The following is an 18853-nucleotide window of genomic DNA, read 5'->3' as shown; positions in this document are numbered from 1 at the left end:
TAAAGCCTATTGGCAGGCAAAGTCGCCGCCGATCATGCGTTTTCAGTTGCCGGGTGTCCGGGCGATCCGGCCACCAGTCCTGGCATCGAACAGATGACAGATCGAAGCCGGGATCGATGCGTGGACGACGTTGCCGATTTCGGCACGGTATTCCTTGCCGGATTTGATGGAGACGAGCTGATCGCCAATCTTGAAGCTCGCCATGGTCGCTTCGCCGAGGAGTTCCATCGAATAGATTTCCGCGCCGAGTTCACCGCCTTCGGAAACAAGCGTGGCGTCTTCGGCCCGAAACCCAAGCGTTACCGGCCCCCTCACATTGGATTGCAGGCCACCGATCGTCATGCCCGGGCCGCTGAAGACACCATTTTCGATGTCGCCGGAAACAAGGTTCATGGCGGGTGAACCGATGAAGGAGGCAACGAAAGTGTTGGCTGGATTGTCGTAGATTTCGGTTGGCGTTCCGACCTGCTGAATGATGCCCTTATTCATCACCACGACGCGATCGGCGAGCGTCATCGCCTCGATCTGATCGTGGGTCACATAGATCGTCGTGACCTTGAGCGTGTGCTGCAGGTTCTTGATCTGGGCGCGGGTCGACACGCGAAGCTTCGCATCGAGGTTGGACAGCGGCTCGTCCATCAGGAAGACGGAGGGCTGACGCACGATCGCACGGCCGAGCGCGACGCGCTGGCGCTGGCCGCCCGACAGGGCCGCGGGACGGCGATCGAGAAAATCGACGAGCTCCACCATGCGTGCCGCCTGCATGACCTTGTCGTGATGCAGCTCCTTCGGGACTTTCCGCACGCGAAGCGGAAAACGGATGTTTTCGTAGACCGTCATGTTGGGATAAAGGCCGTAGCTCTGGAACACCATCGAGATGTCGCGGTCCTTTGGCTCCAGCCTGTTGACCATGCGGTCGCCAAGCCAGATCTCGCCTTCGCTGATGTCCTCGAGACCGGCAATCATGCGCATGGTCGTCGTCTTGCCGCAGCCCGACGGCCCGAGCAGGACGAGAAACTCCTGGTCTGCGATGTCGAGGTTGAAGTTGTCTACCCCGATGAAATTGTGCCAACGCTTCGACACGTTCTTCAGACGGATTTCAGCCATTACGATTATCCCTTGACTGCGCCGGCGGTAAGCCCGCTGACGATCTGGCGTTGGAAGAACATGACCAGCACGAAAAGCGGTGCGGTCGCTGAGACGACGGCGGCGACGGCAAACATGACGTTGCCCTCCTGCTGGATGGTGCCGAGGAAGCTCGCGATCTTCGGCACCATGGTCTGGTTCTCTTGAGTTAGCAGCATCGCGGTTACAGCAAAGTCGTTGTAGGCGAGCAGGAACGAAAACAGGCCGGTAGTGATGACGCCCGGCCACATCACCGGTATCACCACCATGCGGAAAGCCTGGAACCGCGAGCAGCCGTCGACCATCGCGCTTTCGTCCAGATCCTTCGGGATCGACAGGAAGAACGAATGGAGCATCCACAAGGTGAACGGCTGATTGATCGCGACCAGAACGATGATCGCGGTCGGCATGTAGCCCCAGATGTTCAACTGGAAGAACGGCAGCAGATAGCCCGAAACCAGGGTGATGTGCGGCATGGCACGGAACACCAGCGCAAGCATGAGCAGCCAGAAGGTGTAGCGGTGACCGGAGCGCGCCAGCGCGTAACCACCGAGCGTGCCGAAGGTCAGCGAGACGACGACTACCGAAACCGTGACGATCATCGTGTTGGCGACAGAGGAGAAGAAGTCGCGCAGGACCCAGGCGCCGTAATAGCCGTCACCGGTGAAGGCCGACCCGGTCTGCGCGATAGTGCGCGTTCCCTCGATGGCAAACCACCAGCTTTCCCGCGAGAAGAAGTCCTGCTCGACCTTGAACGACCCCCAGACAGTCCAGATGAACGGGAAGGCGGCCATGAAGACCCACAACAGGACAAAGCCGGTCGACAGGAGCGTGAGCGCGAGCGGAAGTCTGCGTTTTGTCTCAATCATCGTGGACGCCCCTCATCGACGGTTGAATTCGCGCCAGGTGCGAACCAGCACCGGCGACAGCAGGATGACGACGCCGGCAATGGTCAGCATCGAGGTGGCGGCCGCGGAGCCGAAGAGCTGATCGACCTGGCCGCGCAGGTCGTTGAAGATCGACCAGGAGAGCGAGGTCGCGTTGGCCTCGGCGCTGAACCCGACGATGGGCTCGAAGACGCGGAAATTGTCCATGAGCTGCACCAGCCCGACGAAGGTGGCGAGCGGCATCAGATGCGGGATGACGACGAAACGGATCCTCTCCCAGCGGTTGGCGCCGTCGATCATGGCGGACTCGATGGTGTCATGCGGCACCGTCTGAAGTCCCGCATAAAAGACGACGAACGAAAACGGCGCATTGTGCCAGATGCCGTAGACCAGAAGCGTGATCCAGGTGAGCACGGCCGATGATTTCAGCGACAGGGTTGGATCGTTGAAGATCGACTGAAGCGTCGCCCCGAGGATCCCTTGCGAAGACGCCATCCAGTAGACGATGAGCGCCCCGACGAGGGGTGTTACGATCATGGGCAGCAGCGAGAAGAAGATGACCGGCCCCTTGTAGAACGGGGGGATGGCGTTCACACCGAGCGCAATGCAGAACCCGAGTACCATCGCGAGCGGAGTGACCACGAAGGTGTAGGTCAGCGTGAAGGCCAGCGCTCTATAGAATGGCAGGTTGTAGATGCGCGAGACGGCGTCGGTAAAACCTGCATTTTCGGACAGGATCGCACCGACTTCGCTGATGGCCAGATGATTGCGATCGAGATAGGTCCCGAAGCCGTTGAAACGGCCGAGCGGCTCATCATGGCGCAGCTTGGTCGTCGCCTCCGCATCGACCCGCATTTCCTTGGTGCAACCACCAAAGGGCACGCAGGTCTCGACCTCCGTCACGACCCGTTCATGCTGGACGTAGAGCGACTGCACCGCGACCGAAATGATCGGCAAGGCGATGAAGAGCAGCATCGCCAACAGCGACGGCATGATGAAGGCAAAGAAAGCCCTGTGGGGCATGCCCCCTCCTCCTTGCTTGAGATTGGATGTTCCGTTCGCCTCGCCAGAGGCAGAGACATTGAATATCGATCGATGAGAGCGCCGGACCACCGGCGCTCTCATTGTGCTCAGTTCAGGAAGCCGCCCTCTTTGGCAGCCGCGACGTAAGATGCCTCGACATCCTTCAGCGCCTCCTCGGCGCTTTCCCGTCCCTGCATGAATTCCGCCAGCTCCGAACCGAGAGCAGAATGCAACAGACCCATGTAAGGCAGCATCGGATAGGGCTTTGCACCTCCATTGGCCGTATCGAGCACACCGACGGCAACCGGGCCGGGCTGATAGCCCTTGGTCAGCCAGGTCGCGAGATCCGGGTTCTCCTGGCCGACCTGCGGGCGGATGCCGTAGACCATGGCCCGGAAGGACGCCTCGGCGTCCTCGTCGGAAATGTTCTTGGCGATGGTAAAGCCGTCCCACCACAACGCAGCTGCAGGTGTCGTGCCGCCGCCAACGGCGGGTGCAGCGGCAAGAACCGTGTTGCCAGCAACCTCTGCAGGCGCCTTTTTCGGGTCGATCGCACTGGCAGCAAGCGAACCCCAGCCGTTGACGATGGCAGCCTTGCCGGCGACGTAGACCTTGATGACCTCGTCGGCATTGTAGGTCATGTAGTCAGGGTTCATATATTCGGTCATCGCCTTCATGGTCTTGAGGGTGGCGAGACCCTTTTCGTTGTTAATGGCCGGCTCGGCCGTACCGGCGGCAAAGAGTTCGCCGCCATAACCCAGATACATGTTGACGAACTCGGCGGCGAGATCCCAGCCGGCCTTGTCGGCGGCGGCCAGCGGATAGGCCATGAGCCCCTTCTCCTTGATGGCCTTGGCCGCGGCCAGAACATCCTCATAGGTCTTCGGCTGGGTGACCCCCGCCTTCTCCAGAATATCCTTGCGGAAGAAGAGATGCTGCGAATTGCCCATGAAGGCGATCGCCATGATCTTTCCGTCGAGCTTGATGAGCTGGGTCGGCTGGAGATCCTGCCCGTATTTGGCGACGAGATCATCCAGCGGCCGCACCAGGCCCTCGTTCAGCAACGGAACGATCGAATTGTTGGCGATAACGGCGACCGTATATTGCGCCGGATTGACCTTGAGTGCCGGTACCTGGAGGTTTTTGTGCTCGGTCGTCTGGTTCTTCGTGACCTTCACTGTCGGCGATGCGCATTTGTCCACTTCGGCGCCGACCACACGCAAGGCTTCGAAGTCGTTGGACAGAAGGCGCACGGAGCCCTTTTCAATGCCGCATTCGGCCAGGGCGGGCGCCGCGACGAAGCTCGCCAGCACGAGCGCAGCGGTGGATGCGTAGAGTGTCGATTTTCTCATGTTCCCACTTTCTTCGTTGGCGGGCCCCGCAAGACAGGGCGCCGCATTTGCTCCCGCGCCGCTTGACGGCGGCGTCATTTTGCAGACAGCATAGGCATTTTGCATACGTATGCAAGTAGCTTTCGAAAACGTATGCAAATTTCTGGAAATAGCCCCTTATCTCAGGACCTGAATGAGGACGCCGAATTCGTTGAACGTCGTCCATTCCTTGGTCACGCGATTGCCCTCGATCAGCCAGTGGGTGATGCCCCAGATGTTGACCTCGCGGCCCGTGGGTTCACCGTAACGACCAAGGCCGCGATGCGTACCGGTCATCGACCAGCGGAAGGCTGCGACAAAGCCCTCCTGGGCGTTGCCCATCCAATAGAGATCATCGACCGAGTAAAGGACATCGGGGAACATCGCGAGCTGCGACAGCATGAAGGAGCGCAACTGCCCGGTTCCCCGGAAAATGCGGCTGCCGGTCTGCTGCGAGACGATGCCGGGATGATAGACCTGATCGAGCGCACCGAGGTTTCGCCGGTTCCACATAGTCTGGAGTGCAGCGCGGACGAATTCCTCCGGATTGTCGCGAATTTCCGTCGGGATCGCCACCTTCTCCGGCTTGCCCTGGCCAACGGTGCGCTTCGGCTCGCCGCCGAGGAAATCGCGCGGAAGGCCGGCACTCACGCCGGCCGAGACAGCACGCCTGGCGGTCTCGACCACATCGAAGCCGAGCTGCTTGACGACTTCGGCAGTGTCATAGACGACATGCTCGTAGAAGATCTCGTTATCGCGAGCGACGCAATTGGCCATGCAGAGAAACTGCACCCGGCGCCCGGTCGGCGCTCCGTAGCGGCTGAAACCGGTATTGGTGCCGATGATCTGCGAACGATGCGACGTGTGAAAGCCGATCGCGTCGTCCCCCGCCCAGACCACGTCCTCAGCGACGATGCGGATGTCAGGAAAGGCATTGTTCAGCGAGGTGGTGTCAGCGACGATCTTGTCGCGACCGACCTGGAGCGCCAGGTCATCCCAAACCAGGCAGTCATGGCTATAGGTGTCGTAGATATAGCCGATGTCCTTCTCTTCCCAGGTCTGATGCGTAATGCGGATGATGTAGTCGATGATGTTGGCATATTGCGGCTCGAAGCCCGTCAACCGCTGCTTCACCAAGTGATCGGGCGAACGGCCGATGAAAGCATCCGTCCCGCCGCGACGATAGGCGTCGAGCGAGATCGAATAGTCTCGCGGCATATGCTCGGCCGAAAGCGGACGGAAGCGCGACCGGCCTTGCTTTGTCTCCGCTTTCCCCTTGGCCGCCGGCGCCTCCTCGTTGGCAGCAACCTGTTTTCCGACAACCTTTGCGGATTGCTCGTTCATTGCCTTCTCCTCATTTTGCATTCGTATGCACAAATAAGCATGAGATGAGCGATCGGTCAACACGAAATGACTGTTCGGTCAAATTTCTCCTGCTTCCACATTCACCATGAAAACCAACACCGGTAGCAAAGACCAGCTCAAGCTTTCGCATACACCAAGTACGCGCGAAGGGGGCAAGTGGCCTTACGCCAGCCAGGAAAACCGCCTTCATCTGCCCCAAAGAGCCCTTTGATGCACAGAGTCAAACCTACCACAGCAGGGTGCGGAAGCCGCATACTGTCACGAAGCCATAGCTATGCATTGGATTGTGGCGGCGAAGACGGTCGGCCGCCAGGATAGGGGCGCTGTGCCCCACGCGGACGGCGCGCCTAGGCGATGACGATTTCGGTACCGGCCGCTTTCAGCGCCTCTTCGATGGCCGCCGGCGGGACCGCATCCGTGACGAGCCTGTCGATCTTGCCCAACGTCGCCACCTCGAAAATCCCGCGCTTGTCGAACTTCGAAGAGTCCGCCAAAACCGTGACGGACTCGACCCGCTCGATCATCGCCTGCGCCACCTCGGTTACCTGCGCGTCGAAATCCATGACCGCATTCGCGTCAATCGCACCGACGGTGAGAAAGGCATGGCGGGCACGAAACTTGCGGATCTGCTCGACCGCAAACTGGCCAAGGGATTCGCCGGCATCGGCGCCGTAGGAGCCTCCGATCAGGAAGATCTTGTGATCGGGGTTCGCCGACAGCGTGGCAGCGATACGCCAGGAGTTGGTCACGACGACGAGGGCCGGAAGATCTACCAGAGCCTCGGCAAGGATCAGGGTCGTCGTTCCAGTGTCGATGAAGACCGCATCGCCCGGCGCAAGCAGGCTCGCCGCTGCATGGGCGATCTTGCGCTTCACCGGCAGATTTTCCGCCATACGCAACGCAAACGGCCCCTCCACCGCCGGCTCGACGGAGGTGTTGGAGCGCACCCTCGCCCCGCCATGAAACTTCTTCAGCCGCCCCATCGCATCGAGGTTTGCAAGGTCGCGCCGGATCGTTTCGCGAGAGGCCCCAAGCGTCTGTGCAAGGTCGTCGACGCTGACCTCGCCCGCCTTATGGACGAGTTTCACAATTTTTTCGTGGCGATCCGCGGGCCTCACGACGCCTCCTTACACTGACGATTTCGCGCAGAAATCCAGTCGATTTCCAGATATTCTTCCGTTGTAACGCGACATTCGGTCAAGTCAATGACTGATATTTGCCCGTTCAGTCATATTGGCGCACGCCTTGATCGACGGGCGACGCCGAAACGATGGCTGTATAATCCAGTTGCCTGCTGACCTGCCGAGCCGAAACGCTTTACATTCGGGCATTTACTTTATACCGTTCAGTCAATGATTGACCGAACGGGAGAATACATCTTGCCCACCCAGCCGCCGAACGATCGCGTTTTCGACGTCGCCGTCATCGGGGCAGGCGTCGTCGGCTGCGCAGTTGCCCGTCGGTTTGCGCTTGCAGGGGCAAGGGTCGTGCTAATGGAAAAGGGTCACGACATCCTGTCGGGAGCGTCTAAGGCCAACAGCGCCATTCTGCACACCGGCTTCGACGCACCTCCCGGCAGCCTGGAGTTGGAACTGGTTCGCGCCGGCCGGCAGGAGTATCTCGAAATCAAGGACAGCCTGAACCTGCCGCTGGTGACGACGGGCGCCTTTGTCTGCGCCTGGAACACGCTCGAGGCTGACAAGCTGGAGGCAATCGCCAGACAGGCACGCGACAACGGCACGACCGATATCAAGCTGATGACCGGAGTGAAGGCGCGCAGCACGATGCCGTCGCTGTCGGAAAGCCTCGCAGCCGCGCTGGAGGTTCCTGGCGAACATGTCATTGATCCGTGGTCGGCCCCGCTTGCCTATCTTACCCAGGCAGTCGCGCTCGGAGCGATCTTCCTGCGCGGTTGCGAACTGATGGCGGGCAGCTTCGATGGCACCTGGCGACTGGAGACATCTGCGGGCCCAATCATTGCCGACACGGTGATAAACACGGCCGGACTTTATGGTGATGTCGTCGACGACCGTCTCGGACTCGGCTCCGAATTTCGCATCAAGCCGCGCAAGGGGCAGTTCGTCGTCCTCGACAAGGCGGCCTACCGTCATGTTCCCCGCATCATCCTGCCCGTGCCGACGGAGATCACCAAGGGCATCGTCGTCTGCCCGACCGCGTTCGGCAATGTGCTGGTCGGCCCGACGGCGGAAGAACAGGAAGACAGGGTGCGTGCCACTGTCGAGACCGAGACGCTCGAAGCTCTCGTCAATCGGGCAGCGGAGATCGTTCCCGCCCTTGCCGGCATTCCGGTTACCGCTGTCTATGCGGGGCTTCGTCCTGCAAGCGAAGAAAAGGCCTACCGCGTTTTCGTTCGACCCGACCGACGCGCGATCACGCTTGGCGGCATCCGCTCCACCGGCCTGAGCTCGGCACTTGGCCTTGCACGGCACGCATTGAAGCTTCACGCCGACTTTGCCACGGGTTACCCGCCACCGGAAACTGTACCGACGATCGCGATGCCAAATCTCGCCGAATGCCGCGAACGCGACTGGCAACGCGCCGATCACGGCGAAATCGTCTGTCACTGCGAACTCGTCACGCGCCGCGAAGTCGAGGCAACGTTCGAAAGCGCCGTACCGCCCGGCGATTTTGGCGGCCTTCGTCGGCGCACGCGCGCCGGTATGGGCCGCTGCCAGGGATTTTACTGCAATGCGCGTCTGGCCGAGATGACGAAAGGCCGGCTTGCCACGCCGTTGGCGGTCGACCCGGAGACTGAACGATGAGCGCTTTCGATACAGATGTTCTCGTCATTGGCGGCGGGCCATCCGGCGTGGCGGCAGCCATCGAGCTGCGCAGACAGGGTGCAAAGCGCGTCGTGCTGCTCGACCGCGAGCCGGCTCTCGGCGGCGCCACTCGCCACTGCAGCCATTCCCCCTTCGGGATGCTGGAATTCGGAAGGGTTTATTTCGGCGCCGCGTACGGGCGCAAACTCACGCTGGAGGCCGAAAAGGCTGGTATCGACATCCGGATCGGTCACTCGGTGGTGGAGCTGGCAGATAACGGCTCCGTCCTTGTCGCATCCGCCCATGGTGCTGAACGTATTGCTGCCCAGCGCGTGATCGTCACCACCGGCGCGCGAGAAAAACCACGTTCAGCCCGGCTGATCTCGGGTGACCGCCCGCTCGGCGTCGTCACCACGGGCACGCTCCAATCCTATCTCGCCTTTCATGGTCTGCTGCCGTTCCGGCGACCGTTGATCGTCGGTTCCGAACTTGTCTCTCTCTCCGCAGTGCTGACCTGCCTGACCCATGGCGCAAGGCCGGTTGCGATAATCGAGCCTCGTACCCATGCGCTCGCCCGTGCGCCACTTACCTGGTTCCCGACGATGATGGGCATCCCCTTTCATCGCGGCACCGACCTCGTCGAAATCGTCGGGCGTGACCGCGTCGAGGCCGTGAAGATCCGCCGCGGCGGAGCGGTCGAGACGATTGCTTGTGACGGCGTGCTCCTCACCGGCCAGTTCACACCAGAGTCGGCCCTCTTCCTGCAATCGCCGATAGGTGTCGACCGGGCCAGCGCCGGTCCGGCCGTGGATCAGCATGGACGCTCTCACAATCCACTCTACTTCGCCGCCGGCAACGTGTTGCGCGCGGTCGAAACCGGCGGCTGGGCCTATCGCGAGGGTCGCTCCATCGGCAGGGCCGTCGCGGACGATCTGCAACGCGAGCCCGACGCCGGCGCGCCGGTTCCCGTCAGCTTCGATGCGCCGATCAAACTTGTCGTACCGAACATTCTGCGCCGGACGTCGAGCATTTCGACGGCCTTTCGAGAATTTCAGTTGCGCGTCTTGAGGCGCGTTCGCGGCCGGCTCTCTCTGGAGATCGATGGCCAGCAAATCTGGCAGGCGAGCGGAACCTGGTCGCCCGAACGACGGATACTCGTGCCTATTCCGCCGAAGGCGCCCGATGCCCGGCAAGTTCATTTTCGTTTCAGGGAGGAAGAATAGATGCGGGTCGCCGCCATAGATCAGGGAACGACGTCCACCCGTTGTCTCGTCATCGAGGACGGAGGCGGATGGGAGGTGGCCGGGACCCGCCGCCACGCACAGCATCATCCCGCCCCCGGCTGGGTCGAGCACGATCCCGAAGAGTTGCTGCGCAACATCCAGTCCGTGCTGGCGAGCGCGGGCGCCGTTGATGCCATCGGGATTTCGAACCAGGGCGAAAGCTGCCTGGCCTGGGATGGCGAGACCGGCAAGCCACTTTCGCCTGTCATCGTTTGGCAGGATGCGCGCACGGCCACCGACCTTTCCGCATTGCCGCCTGCAGCCGAGGCCCGATCAAAGGCGGTCTGCGGCTTGCCGCTCGATCCCTATTTTTCCGCAAGCAAGCTCGCCTGGCTCGTCAAGCACGTTCCGGCCGTCAACGCTGCACTTGAAGCCGGCCGCCTGCGGCTTGGCACGACGGATGCCTTCTTCCTCGATCGTCTGTGCGGCACCTTCCGCACCGACCTTGCGACCGCTTCGCGCACCGGCTTGCTCGATCTTTCAACGGGTACTTGGAGCGAGGAGATGTGTTCGTTGCACGGTGTCCCGCGCCAGTGCTTGCCGGAGATCGAGCCCGTCGATGCCGGCTTCGGGACGATCGACGGTACGCCCGTCAAGGTGTCGATCGTCGACCAGCAAGCGGCCCTATTCGGCCACAACTGCCGCGAGCCCGGCGACTGCAAAATCACCTTCGGAACCGGAGCCTTCCTGCTGGCGATTGCCGGCACCGGGCGGCCACCAGAATCCGATCTGCTGCCGACCATCGCCTGGCAGCGCCAGGGCGAAACGCCGACATTCGCGCTCGAAGGCGGCGTCTATGACGCCGGTTCGGCGCTCGAATGGGCACGAAACATCGGCCTGTTCTCGGCCATGGAGGAGCTCGGCAGTTTCGAAGGACCTTCGGCGCTTGCGCGCGGGATCGTCTTCGTGCCCGCGCTTTCCGGCCTTGCAGCGCCCTACTGGGACAGACAAGCCGCACCGCTAGTCATCGGCATGGATCATGCCACCGATCGGCGCGATCTCGTGCGTGCGGTGCTGGAAGGCATCGCCATGCTGACGGTCGGACTCATCGAGGCGGCGGCAAAAGTAGGCGAGCTCGGATCAAGCATCTCGATCGACGGCGGCCTTTCCCAAAGTGCCTACTTCGCGCAGTTTCTTGCCTCGGCTAGCAAGCGTTCAATCACTGTCGCCCCCATGCACGAACTGACGGCGCTCGGGCTTGCGGAGCTTTGCGGGGTCGATGTCAACGGCGCACGCAGTCGGGCGATCACCTTCCATCCGGATGATACGGTCAACGCCGATGATCATCTGCGCTTTGCCCGAGCAATCGAACGGGCCCGGGCCTGGCGGCAGTAAACGCGGCCGCCCCACCACACAACACACGGAGTTTTACATGCGAAAGATCTTTCTCGCGTGCCCCTACGGGCATGCGGACAAAGCAGTCGTGGAACAACGCTTCGACATCTCGAACGAGGCGGCCGCTCGCATCGTTCGTAACGGCGCCGTCGTCTTCAGCCAGGTGTCGATGTCCCATCCGATCAACGGACATCTTGCCCATCTCGACAAGGCCGCGATTGGCACGCTCTGGGCGCCCGTCGACGCCGTGTTCATGGACGCGATGGAGGAATTGATCGTCATCGACGAGCCCGGCTGGAAGGAAAGCGCCGGTGTCGCGCGCGAGATCGAATTCTTCCGGCAGCGAGATCGCCGCGTCAGCCTCTGGAGCGACGCGAAGGGCGAATTTCCGGCGTGACCTGAAATCTAAATTCGAAACAGGAGGGGAATCATGAGCAGCAATACCCAGGCGCGGCCCGCATCAGGGCCATCGTCCAATCATCAGAGCCAGCACGACCGGTTGAAGCGCGACGTCACGGCCTTCCAGTCCTTTGCCGTCGCATTCGGTTTCGTGTCGATCGCGACCGGCATCTTCACCGCCTATGGCGCGATGCTGTCCACATCCGGGCCGATGGGCATCTGGACCTGGCCCGTCGTCGTCGTCGGCCAGTTGATGGTCGCCTTCATTCTCGGTTCGCTCGCAGCCCGCATTCCCGTGACTGGCTACGTCTACCAATGGGCTTCGCGTATCACCAACCCGGTGTTCGGCTGGATCATGGGCTGGATCAGCTTCACCTTCCTCGCCGTCGTCCTTTGCGCGGTGGATTACACCATTGCCTCGACCGTGCTGCCGGTGCTGTTCGGGTATGAGGGTACGCCCACCAATGCCTGGTGGATTACCAGCCTCGTCATCATCGCCCAGGCCGTCATGATTGCGTTTTCGACCAAGTTCACCCAGCGCTTCAATGCGATCGCGGTCACCATCCAGCTCGTCGGCATGATCGGGCTCGTCGTTCTACTATTCACTGTCGGCTACATCAACAACGCACTCGATTTCGCCAATCTCTTCAGTACGGGCAGCGTCGCCGGCGACGACTACTATGCCTTCGGCGAACTGACAAAGGCAGGTCCCTGGATCATGGGCACGCTCCTCGGCGCATTCACGATCGTCGGCTTCGAGTCCGCCGCCAACCTCGCCGAGGAAACGCACGATCCGGCGCGGGTCGTGCCGCGGGCCATGTGGCAAGCGGTCCTGAGCCTTGGTGTCATCGGCATGCTGTTCCTGATCGCAGTCACCGCTCTGCTTGGCGATCCCGCCGCTGTCGCCGCCTCCGCAACGCCCATCGCCGACGTAATCTCGCGTGTACTTGGACCAATCGTCGGCAACTTCCTGCTTGTGCTGGTGGTGATATCGATCTTCTCGTGTGGCCTCGTTATCCTGTTGAGCGGTACCCGGCTTGTCTGGGCCATGTCGCGAGACGAGCGTTTCCCCGGATGGCAACTGTGGCACAAGATCAGCCCGACACTCCACACGCCGGTCAATGCGACCATCTTCGTCGCCGCGATCGGCCAGATCATCCTTGCCCTGTTTTCACAGCAGACGGATGCGCTGTTCTCCCTGTTCTCGGCCGCCACATTGCTTCCGGCAATCATCTACGCGGTGACGGTGCTGATGTACGCGACCAAGCGTCATCGACTGCCGCCGAGCCAGGGCTTCTCTTTGGGCGTTTGGGAAGTGCCGGTGCTCGTACTGGCGATCGCATGGCTTGCCTTTGAACTCGCGATCTTCCGCGATGCGTCCTTCTCAAAGCCCTGGTCTTATGTCGCCATCATGTTCGCAATTGGTGCGGTGTATCTCGCGTATCTCCTAGTCTCCCGCGGAGGCGCGAGAGGTTTGAAAATGCCTGAACTGATTGCCATCGACGCTATCCTAGATGCAGACCGCGGCGCAGAACTCGCACCCACGCCCGCCGAATAGGCCAAATGGCGTTGGTGATGATGCACCGGTGCCCCGATGCCAAGGGTACACGCGAAACGGCAGGATCCGCTTGATTTCCAGGATCATCGTGCCCGGAGCCTCGTTATGCACGCACCACATCGACGCCTGCGGAGGCCGCTACAAGTTACTGGCAGAAATTTGTAGCGGCGCATTCGCTGGTCACTTTTCTCGGACATAAGTCACTTCGTGGACGACCTCACGCCCGTCGAATGGGCTTGGGGCTGGGGCCGAGGTGTAAGTCAGCGTATGTTCGTCGACCTTGCAGAACCGTACCTGCTCTGTGCCGCTCCATGCTTCATTCCAGCTCATATCGACGTGGTGCACGACCCGATCCGGCTCAACCGTGTAGGTGCCCGAATAGGCAAACATCGTCTCAAACAAGGCGATCTTCTCTTCGTCTGACGGCGGCAATCGCTCGGGCCGCTTGCGATTGTTCTTGAGAATAAGAAAAGTCACGCGCTGCGGTGTATAGACGACCGTGCCCTGAGGGTTCTGACCGAGTGCATCCTTGCGCTCTCCAGTCGCGACGTCTCTCGCAACCCACGAGGTCATCCTCCAGCTTCCAAGAAGGAGATCGCGGCTAAGCGGCCCACCTTGCGTATTTTCCATTGCCTATCCTCCCTTTCTCGAGCGAGCATTTGGACGGCCCATATGGCCCCGGCTTCGGCGGAACCTCGCCATGATCCCGCGCAGTCGATCGTTGACCCGCGTCCTGGCCACCACGTCTTCTTTCGCTCTGCAGCAGCGTGCCCGCAGGGGCTCCATGGCACACCCCTGCCATGTGCGGAGCTTTATGCTGGAGCAGAATGTAGCCCTTACTAACCCTGCACAATCGACTGAGCCGCGTGTTTTACCGGCGTGGCGCAACGATCGTTGCTGCAAGCGCCAGTCGATCCAAGCTGGCGCCCACGCGTCGCCTGTTCAGTCGTCAATACGAAACCCGACCTTCATGACCACCTGGTAGTGCGCGACTTCGCCATCCTTGATGTGTCCCCTGATCTGGTCGACCTCGAACCATTCCAGGTTTCTCATGGTCTTCGATGCACGCGCGATCGCGGTTTCGATAGCGTCGGTAACAGACGACTTCGAACTGCCGACCAGCTCTACCTTCTTATAGACGTGATCACTCATAACAACCTCCCGTTTGCTTTGAGAAAGGACATCCTACAGGCAAGCTGCAATCCTTGCGCTAACAATCAGCGCAAGGAAGTGTCTGGCTCTATTGTCGCATCAATCTTTTAGCGACCTGTAATTTTTAAATGCCAAATGCATAAATCAAAACTATTGCTTAACACTGGTATGTACCAATTCTGATACGCGCACTTCGGACATTCTTCCTGGCGTGCGGTCTAGAGCTTCTTGTCTGTCGTTGGTTTTCGCAAAGAGAGAGGTTTGCAAGCACATGAACGACTGGAGTACGGAGGGGCGTGGCAATGTCAGGTCCTCGACCATCGTCGGCTGGAAAGCCGAGCCGGCAAAAGGCGATGAAACGGGCGACGTTTTCTTGAGGATCGAATTCAGCGTCGACCCTAATCTCACGGATGTGTCGGCGCTGCAGTTCAGATTAACCAGACAACAGGCCGATCACATCAGTGGGACGTTGGGAGGCCTTGCGGATCGGTCTTCATCGCTGCGGGGTGTCTGCCGGGAGGCCGGCGCGCTCGCCCTGCAACGAAAATGACCCAAAGCAAAGGGACGTTCGTGACCACGCGGAAGGAAATCGCCGATCGCGTCGTTGCGAAATGGGCAGAGCGCGGCATGGCGATCGAGCGTGATGCCGAGGTCGAGGTCCTGCTCAAGCTGCGGTTCACCGGCGATGTACCCATCGATTGCATCCGGCGCAGATACCTCAAGTTACTTCAAGAACGCCGGCCAGGGCGCAAGGTCGATTGAAAGCCCTTGGCGGACCAAACCAAATGCGGAACGGGAGGCGACGCTGATGGGATATGACTGGAACGGCCGTCGCGAACGCCGTATGAAGATCGCGAGGTTTGGAACAGCCGTTGCTTTGGCAGCGCTCCTGGTATCGATGGCGGCCAAAGTCGCGAGCGAGGCCCTCTAGGCCACGGTGCTCGCTACGGCTCGTCGGGCGTCGCTTTAAACATCGCATGGAACACGCCTCTGCATCCAGCCTCAATTAAGCATTGTTTGCTCGGAGAGGAGACAGTTCATGCCCTACAATTGGCAAGTCGCCCGCCGGCCTCCGCACACGCATGCTGGCTTTGACCTTCGCCCTCACTGGTAGCGTGGGTACACGTGCTGGCCCTGGCGGCCTGATTTCAAGACCTCGGAAAATCTGAACTGGTTCGATGAAAACCCGGACTGAAATTACGACGGATCTTCGACAACTGGGCGTTCGAACGGGCGATCTTCTGATGGTGCACGCCTCCTTGAAAGCCGTTGGTGCTGTCAAAGGCGGGCCGACGGCCATTGTCGGCGCACTTCTCGATGCGATTGGGTCATCGGGCACCCTCATGGGCTATGCCTCATGGGACCGCTCACCCTACGAGGAAACTTTGAATGGCGTCCGGATGGCTGATGAAGCGCGTCGTACTTGGCCGCCGTTCGATCCCGCAACCGCTCGCACCTATCCGGGTTTCGGCCTGCTCAACCAGTTTCTTGTTGAAGCGCCCGGCGCACGCCGTAGCGCTCATCCCGACGCATCCATGGTTGCGGTTGGGCCACTTTCCCAGACGTTGATCGAGCCTCATCGGCTTGGCCAGGCTTTGGGAAATGGCTCGCCAATCCAACGATTTGTCGAACTTAGGGGAAAAGTACTCTTGCTGGGCGCGCCTTTGAACTCCGTTACCGCTCTCCACTATGCGGAAGCCATCGCCGACATCCCCGGCAAGCGGCGCGTGACTTACGAGATGCCGCTTCTTGGTCCGAATGGTGAAACGGTATGGGAGACCGCCGAAGACTTTGACACCAACGGCATCCTTGATCGTTTTGCGGTCGCGGGCCAGGCCGACGCGGTCGAAACGATTGCGAATGCCTACGTTGCCACTAGCCGGCACCGGAGCGGGACGGTCGGAGATGCGTTCTGCCACCTCTTCGACGCGCGGGACATCGTGTCGTTTGGTGTGACATATCTCGAAAGCCGATTTGGCAAGGGTGCGTAGGCACCAGTCCATAGCGATGCGGGCCGCCCTTTTCGGACGGAAGACTGGACCTTATCCGGTTGGCGCCAATCTCGTGCGCCGCTTTGGCCTCAGGGTCGCTGCCAGCGACCGCGCACACCGATGGGGATGTCGGCGACGCCGTAAGCGCTGCCTGTCGTCCCAGAAGGGCATGGCATCGGCCTGGAGAGCCGCTGAGATACTTCGCGGCCGCACGCCGCAGCGCCCAAGAGCCATCCATCCGGCTTTGAGCCGGCGCGTTGCCTGGAGATGTGGAGATTGGTGACCGCGCTGGCGACGGCGCAATACGCACAGAGAGCAATACAAATTACACCGGCCCAAGGGCTTCAGGTGTTACGAACGTAACATCCACGTCGCGACGCGCTTGGTATCATACAATCGGGAAAGTGGTTTCGTGAGCATTCGGTTGTCTTGCAACTTATGCCTTTCGACAACGCGACTTGTTGGCTGATCGCTTCCAGTATCAAAAAGCAAAATCGCAAGGGAGGATGCCATGATGAAGCTATTGCTCGTGCTCATTGCCCTGACGTCATTCGTGCCTGCGACGGCAGCTGCACAATGCAACCCGGCGGTACAGCAGTGCCGTTAAGGCACTGCTCCAAACTGTGATTTACCACCATGCCGAACCTTGTCGCGCTGCTCTTCGGAGCGGCGATAGTCCTGTTTTATTCTTACGGGCGCTTCAACCGTGTCACCTACGAGGGCGGGCGGCAGATGGAGCGGCTTGTCAACCTGTTGTCGCCCGACAAGCTTCGGGCGCGGCGCATCGTCATGCATGCCTACGCATGCTACGCCCTAATCCTTTTGCTCATTTACTTCTTCCTTTGTGCGTATGCCGAACTGCTACCCATGCTCGGCGGACCTGACCTAGCAATCGGAGCAAGCAAGCTTCCCATCCCTGCGAACGATGCCCCGACTGCCGTCATCGCTGGCTTCGCTCCGAGCAATGACGCCGCAGCGATCCCATGGACGCTATCGAGCGCTGTGGATCCAGCGGCGGTGCGCGACTTCGATATCGGGATCAGTGCATCAGTGTCGCTTGCCATAGCACTTATCATGGTTGGCCTGGCCCCCACCTTCCCGCTCCTGGGTAACTTCGAAGACTGGATGCGGGGGGCGGCACATCGGCTGGCGGGAATACCCACGCACGTCATCGGCGCCAGCGAGGATTTGCGCCGTAGGGACCTGGGGTTCTCGGCTGCGGCGGAGGCCGACGCTGCACCCACTGACAAAAACCGCTTTCTCATTCCGCGCAGTAGTTGGGACCGCATGGCTCACTATCAAGCGGCCGCCAAGGACCAGGTTAGCGAACCCGAGGACTTCCGCCTCGATCTGGAATTGATCTTCGCGATTTCAGCCTGGATTTTCGACCGCAAGCTCAAGCTCGCCAATGCCTCTGCGCGCGAACGCTTCCAGCAGCTCGAGGAAGCATTGCACAAGCGCCTGGATCAGTTGATCGTAGAACTGGACGACAGATCGGAATACGGGTCCGGTGGCACGAAAGATGCTGCTGTCGTCGGCACCGGCGACGCAAGCCTCGGCGAGCGTAAGCGCGCCACGTGGGAGCGACTTGCCTCGGATGCTGACGACCTAGCCGACGACCTTTGCATTTTGCTCGCGCTCTACGTCGAGCACGAGATCATTATCGCCTCTTCGACAACCTCCGACGAAGACAACGCACACCAGCAGTTCGTTGCGAAGAAAAAGCTGGATGCTTTCCTCGGCGGATTGCTGCACCCCCATACGGCCGCGGGTTATCGTCGATCGTACGCGACGACCACCGCGCTCTGGGCTCTTGGCGTGGTGCTGTTCGTCAGCCTGTTCTGGAGCCTGTTGCCCGGGCGATATGAAAACGAACTCGTATGGGGCGAGCCGGTCGATGCCTACTCTCGAATGCTGAGTTGCATCTTCTATGCATTCAACAACTATTGCATCCCGATGATCGTGACCCTCGCACTTCGTGACGCAGGCCTGCAATCGCGTCGCTGGCGCAACATGCGGCTGGCGCACTGGACCTTGTGGTTGCCGCAGACCGTGCTTGTCGCTTTCGCTTCCTGGGCCGTCGCCGCGACATTCGTCATGGGGCTGCAGCTGTGGAAGACCGGCTTCGACACCGGCTGGGCTGCCGACAGCCAAAGCATCTGGGTCATTCTGCGGTCTTCGTTTGAATACAATGCCCCCACAGCCGCTCGCGGCGTCGTTCTTTCGCTCGTTGTGGCGTTCCTCCTCGACGCGTGGTCGGCACGGGCACTATCACTAGCCCTGCGACCGACCTATTTCTCAAGTCTAGTCTGGGCGCTGGGCTCCGCCATCATCATGGCGTTCTGCGGCGGACTAACTCGGTATTTCACCGCATGGTCTGCGAAATCCGCAGCGACGCAGAGCCTCGACGCGATCGACCGAGGCCTGATCGTCTACTCGGCGCTCTTTTCGGCGCTCATAGGGTTTTTCGTCGTGTTTTGCGTAACCGCAGTCCTTCTCAACCAGCGCAGTAGCAGTGAGCGTCTCCGTACGGCACAGGTGCCTGGCCGGTCAGCGCCAAAGCCAGCGCCCGCGGAGTAGCC

Annotated in this window: 17 protein-coding genes; 9 read left to right on the top strand and 8 right to left on the bottom strand. The window is 60.6% G+C overall.

Annotation, left to right across the window (positions count from 1 at the left end):
• Nucleotides 1-42: 42 nt before the first annotated feature.
• From ASD01_RS10645 to ASD01_RS10620, 6 genes are all read right to left on the bottom strand, one after another.
• Nucleotides 43-1107, bottom strand: coding sequence for an ABC transporter ATP-binding protein (locus tag ASD01_RS10645; RefSeq protein ID WP_060519133.1), 1065 nt, complete (start codon nt 1105-1107; stop codon nt 43-45).
• A 5-nt stretch (nt 1108-1112) separates the two neighbouring features.
• The gene (locus tag ASD01_RS10640) at nt 1113-1994 is read right to left on the bottom strand and encodes a carbohydrate ABC transporter permease (protein ID WP_060519131.1); all 882 of its coding nucleotides are present in this window, start codon (nt 1992-1994) and stop codon (nt 1113-1115) included.
• A gap of 12 nt (nt 1995-2006) precedes the next feature.
• Nucleotides 2007-3035, bottom strand: coding sequence for a carbohydrate ABC transporter permease (locus ASD01_RS10635; RefSeq protein ID WP_060519128.1), 1029 nt, complete (start codon nt 3033-3035; stop codon nt 2007-2009).
• Nucleotides 3036-3142: 107 nt separating this feature from the next.
• Nucleotides 3143-4387, bottom strand: a complete 1245-nt coding sequence (locus ASD01_RS10630) for an ABC transporter substrate-binding protein (RefSeq protein WP_060519126.1) — start codon at nt 4385-4387, stop codon at nt 3143-3145.
• A 156-nt stretch (nt 4388-4543) separates the two neighbouring features.
• Entirely contained in the window at nt 4544-5749 is a 1206-nt protein-coding gene (locus ASD01_RS10625; protein ID WP_162250977.1) for an ester cyclase, read from the bottom strand.
• A gap of 368 nt (nt 5750-6117) precedes the next feature.
• Nucleotides 6118-6888 carry a DeoR/GlpR family DNA-binding transcription regulator gene (locus ASD01_RS10620; RefSeq protein ID WP_060643936.1) on the bottom strand — a complete coding sequence of 257 codons (771 nt, stop codon included), beginning with the start codon at nt 6886-6888 and terminating at the stop codon, nt 6118-6120.
• Nucleotides 6889-7149: 261 nt separating this feature from the next.
• Here ASD01_RS10620 and ASD01_RS10615 point away from each other — a divergent pair, with 261 nt between their 5' ends.
• Genes ASD01_RS10615 through ASD01_RS10595 form a run of 5 tightly spaced genes read left to right on the top strand, consistent with a single transcriptional unit; the run spans nt 7150 to nt 13128 of the window.
• Nucleotides 7150-8553: an NAD(P)/FAD-dependent oxidoreductase gene (locus tag ASD01_RS10615; RefSeq protein WP_244495221.1), complete on the top strand. Its 1404-nt coding sequence runs from the start codon at nt 7150-7152 to the stop codon at nt 8551-8553.
• Complete coding sequence (locus ASD01_RS10610; RefSeq protein ID WP_060643934.1) at nt 8550-9776, top strand: NAD(P)/FAD-dependent oxidoreductase; 1227 nt, start codon at nt 8550-8552, stop codon at nt 9774-9776. The genes ASD01_RS10615 and ASD01_RS10610 overlap by 4 nt, the downstream gene beginning before the upstream one ends.
• Nucleotides 9777-11171 carry an FGGY family carbohydrate kinase gene (locus ASD01_RS10605; RefSeq protein WP_060643933.1) on the top strand — a complete coding sequence of 465 codons (1395 nt, stop codon included), beginning with the start codon at nt 9777-9779 and terminating at the stop codon, nt 11169-11171.
• Between the two features lie 37 nt (nt 11172-11208).
• Entirely contained in the window at nt 11209-11568 is a 360-nt protein-coding gene (locus ASD01_RS10600; RefSeq protein WP_060643932.1) for a DUF1937 family protein, read from the top strand.
• A gap of 33 nt (nt 11569-11601) precedes the next feature.
• Nucleotides 11602-13128 (top strand): amino acid permease, encoded by a 1527-nt coding sequence (locus ASD01_RS10595; RefSeq protein WP_060519115.1) that lies wholly within the window; start codon nt 11602-11604, stop codon nt 13126-13128.
• A gap of 180 nt (nt 13129-13308) precedes the next feature.
• Here ASD01_RS10595 and ASD01_RS10590 read toward each other — a convergent pair whose 3' ends face one another.
• Together ASD01_RS10590 and ASD01_RS10585 are read right to left on the bottom strand one after the other, a co-directional pair.
• A complete protein-coding gene (locus ASD01_RS10590) occupies nt 13309-13758 on the bottom strand; it encodes a lipocalin-like domain-containing protein (RefSeq protein ID WP_063979512.1) in 450 nt (149 codons plus the stop codon).
• Nucleotides 13759-14070: 312 nt separating this feature from the next.
• On the bottom strand, nt 14071-14280 hold the full coding sequence (locus tag ASD01_RS10585; RefSeq protein ID WP_034799975.1) for a dodecin: 210 nt from the start codon (nt 14278-14280) through the stop codon (nt 14071-14073).
• Nucleotides 14281-14551: 271 nt separating this feature from the next.
• Between ASD01_RS10585 and ASD01_RS10580 the strand changes: the two genes are divergently transcribed.
• From ASD01_RS10580 to ASD01_RS10565, 4 genes are all read left to right on the top strand, one after another.
• Nucleotides 14552-14830, top strand: coding sequence for a hypothetical protein (locus tag ASD01_RS10580; protein ID WP_060643930.1), 279 nt, complete (start codon nt 14552-14554; stop codon nt 14828-14830).
• A gap of 20 nt (nt 14831-14850) precedes the next feature.
• Nucleotides 14851-15042, top strand: coding sequence for a hypothetical protein (locus tag ASD01_RS10575; protein WP_127890351.1), 192 nt, complete (start codon nt 14851-14853; stop codon nt 15040-15042).
• 416 nt (nt 15043-15458) lie between these two features.
• On the top strand, nt 15459-16271 hold the full coding sequence (gene aac(3), locus ASD01_RS10570; RefSeq protein ID WP_060519111.1) for an aminoglycoside 3-N-acetyltransferase: 813 nt from the start codon (nt 15459-15461) through the stop codon (nt 16269-16271).
• Between the two features lie 636 nt (nt 16272-16907).
• A complete protein-coding gene (locus ASD01_RS10565; RefSeq protein WP_060643929.1) occupies nt 16908-18851 on the top strand; it encodes a hypothetical protein in 1944 nt (647 codons plus the stop codon).
• Nucleotides 18852-18853: the final 2 nt, after the last annotated feature.

The sequence above is a fragment of the Ensifer sp. Root423 genome, assembly GCF_001426275.1.
GTDB lineage: Bacteria > Pseudomonadota > Alphaproteobacteria > Rhizobiales > Rhizobiaceae > Ensifer > Ensifer adhaerens.
The sequence above is the reverse complement of the archived record's forward strand: the minus strand, read 5'-3'. Positions and strand labels throughout refer to the sequence as shown.

Excerpts from the sequence above, each read along its gene's own strand:
- ASD01_RS10590 (WP_063979512.1), bottom strand. The coding sequence starts at position 13,758 with ATGGAAAATACGCAAGGTGGGCCGCTTAGCCGCGATCTCCTTCTTGGA.
- ASD01_RS10605 (WP_060643933.1), top strand. The coding sequence starts at position 9,777 with ATGCGGGTCGCCGCCATAGATCAGGGAACGACGTCCACCCGTTGTCTC.
- ASD01_RS10595 (WP_060519115.1), top strand. The coding sequence starts at position 11,602 with ATGAGCAGCAATACCCAGGCGCGGCCCGCATCAGGGCCATCGTCCAAT.
- ASD01_RS10645 (WP_060519133.1), bottom strand. The coding sequence starts at position 1,107 with ATGGCTGAAATCCGTCTGAAGAACGTGTCGAAGCGTTGGCACAATTTC.
- ASD01_RS10565 (WP_060643929.1), top strand. The coding sequence starts at position 16,908 with ATGCCGAACCTTGTCGCGCTGCTCTTCGGAGCGGCGATAGTCCTGTTT.
- ASD01_RS10580 (WP_060643930.1), top strand. The coding sequence starts at position 14,552 with ATGAACGACTGGAGTACGGAGGGGCGTGGCAATGTCAGGTCCTCGACC.
- ASD01_RS10600 (WP_060643932.1), top strand. The coding sequence starts at position 11,209 with ATGCGAAAGATCTTTCTCGCGTGCCCCTACGGGCATGCGGACAAAGCA.
- ASD01_RS10640 (WP_060519131.1), bottom strand. The coding sequence starts at position 1,994 with ATGATTGAGACAAAACGCAGACTTCCGCTCGCGCTCACGCTCCTGTCG.
- ASD01_RS10630 (WP_060519126.1), bottom strand. The coding sequence starts at position 4,387 with ATGAGAAAATCGACACTCTACGCATCCACCGCTGCGCTCGTGCTGGCG.
- ASD01_RS10610 (WP_060643934.1), top strand. The coding sequence starts at position 8,550 with ATGAGCGCTTTCGATACAGATGTTCTCGTCATTGGCGGCGGGCCATCC.
- ASD01_RS10635 (WP_060519128.1), bottom strand. The coding sequence starts at position 3,035 with ATGCCCCACAGGGCTTTCTTTGCCTTCATCATGCCGTCGCTGTTGGCG.
- ASD01_RS10625 (WP_162250977.1), bottom strand. The coding sequence starts at position 5,749 with ATGAACGAGCAATCCGCAAAGGTTGTCGGAAAACAGGTTGCTGCCAAC.
- ASD01_RS10585 (WP_034799975.1), bottom strand. The coding sequence starts at position 14,280 with ATGAGTGATCACGTCTATAAGAAGGTAGAGCTGGTCGGCAGTTCGAAG.